Origin of the sequence: Thermoactinomyces intermedius (genome assembly GCF_013912365.1) — a bacterium.
Taxonomy (GTDB): Bacteria; Bacillota; Bacilli; order Thermoactinomycetales; family Thermoactinomycetaceae; genus Thermoactinomyces; species Thermoactinomyces intermedius.
The window spans coordinates 1-1,755 of sequence record NZ_JACETT010000099.1 but is presented as its reverse complement, the minus strand read 5'-3'; the positions used below and the strand labels follow the sequence as shown (position 1 = coordinate 1,755).

Genomic DNA, 1,755 nt, shown 5'->3' with positions numbered 1-1,755 from the left:
AAATTTATGCATTCTTTTTGTTTAATTGCATAGACCGCTCTTTTTCTTCGTCCGCCAACACCCGCCGCAACACTTTTCCGATGGAGCTTTTGGGCAATTCCTTGCGGAACTCATACAAGCGGGGAACTTTAAATTTGGCCAGCCGTTCGCGGCAGAACCGGTCCAATTCCTTTTCGGTCACCGAATGCCCTTCTTTTAAAACGATGAACGCTTTCACCGTCTCGCCCCGGTAATCATCTTTCACGCCGATCACCGCTGCTTCTTTGACCGCTTCATGTTCGTACAGGATGTCTTCGACTTCCCGGGGATAAATATTGAACCCGCCAGCAATGATGACATCTTTCTTCCGGTCGAGAATATAGAAATACCCGTCTTCATCCATTTTGGCAATATCCCCTGTACACATCCATCCGTCTTTCAGCACTTTCTCCGTTTCCTCCGGACGGTTCCAATACCCTTTCATCACTTGCGGCCCTTTGACTTGCAATTCCCCCTCATGCCCGGGAGGAAGCACTTCTCCTGTTTCAACGTCAACAATTCTCGCATCGGTATCCGGCCAGGGCAAACCGATGGTTCCGCTTTTTTTGCGGTCCCACAACAAATTGGCATGGGTTACCGGTGAAGTTTCCGTCATACCGTATCCTTCCACCAGCAATCCGCCGGACAACTCTTCAAATTTTTCCTGCACCTCCAGCGGAAGTGGTGCGGAACCGCTCAAGCAAGCATCCACCGAGGACAAGTCGTATTGGCTGATTTTGGGATGATTGATCAGCCCCACATACATCGTGGGAGCCCCGGGGAAGAAGGTGGGTTTGTGTTCCTGAATCTTTTTCAACACCAAATCCGTGTCAAACTTAGGAACCAAAATGATTTTGGCTGCCATTTTCATTCCCAGGTTCATCACGGTGGTCATGCCATACACATGAAAAAACGGCAAAGCCCCGACAAAGGATTGCGGCTCGGTCCGTTTGGCCTTATACAACCACGCTTCGGCCTGGCAACAGTTTGCCACCAGATTGCGATGGGTCAACATCGCCCCTTTCGCAAGCCCTGTCGTCCCGCCGGTATATTGGAGCAACGCGATGTCATCCGCCGACTCAAAGACCGGCTCCATCGGCTCGGGACTCGACTTTTTCACAAGAGAAACAAAAGAATACGTGTCCCCGCCATAGTTAACGCTTACACTTTCGCCCGCAAGTTTGGATTTGAGCTGAAACAGCCAGTTTTTCGGAACGGGCAGATAATCGCTCAACCGGGTTACGATCACCCGTTTCAGTTTTGTTTCCGGTTTTACTTCCTGCACCCTCGGCCACACCAAATCCAGGCAGACAATCGTTGTGGCCCCGGAGTCAGCCAATTGGTGCTTCAATTCTTTTTTCATATATAATGGATTAATTTGAACCACAATGCCGCCGACCATCAAGACCGCATAATAAGCAATGATTCCCTGAGGCGTATTGGGAAGCATGATGCCCACACATTCCCCTTTTTGCACTCCCAATTCTTTCAATGCAGCGGCAAAGCGATAAACTTCATCCAACAACTCCCGAAACGTCATGCTTTTTCCCATAAAATCAAAAGCGTCCCGCTCTGGATAATCTTTGGCGGCATCAAGCAGAAACTGTGTTAACGGAACTTCTGGATAGTCCAAAGTTGCTGGAACTTCCGGAGGATAATGACGAAGCCATATTTTTTCATTTTCAGCCATCTGAACTCCTCCTTTTTCGACTGAATAGTCATTCATAATTTTATATA

At 48.6% G+C, this 1,755-nt stretch carries 1 protein-coding gene; it reads right to left on the bottom strand.

Translation table 11 applies throughout. From position 1 onward, the window contains the following. Positions 1-4: 4 nt before the first annotated feature. Positions 5-1,708 (bottom strand): long-chain-fatty-acid--CoA ligase, encoded by a 1,704-nt coding sequence (locus H1R82_RS14375; RefSeq protein ID WP_181731954.1) that lies wholly within the window; start codon positions 1,706-1,708, stop codon positions 5-7. Positions 1,709-1,755 lie beyond the last annotated feature (47 nt).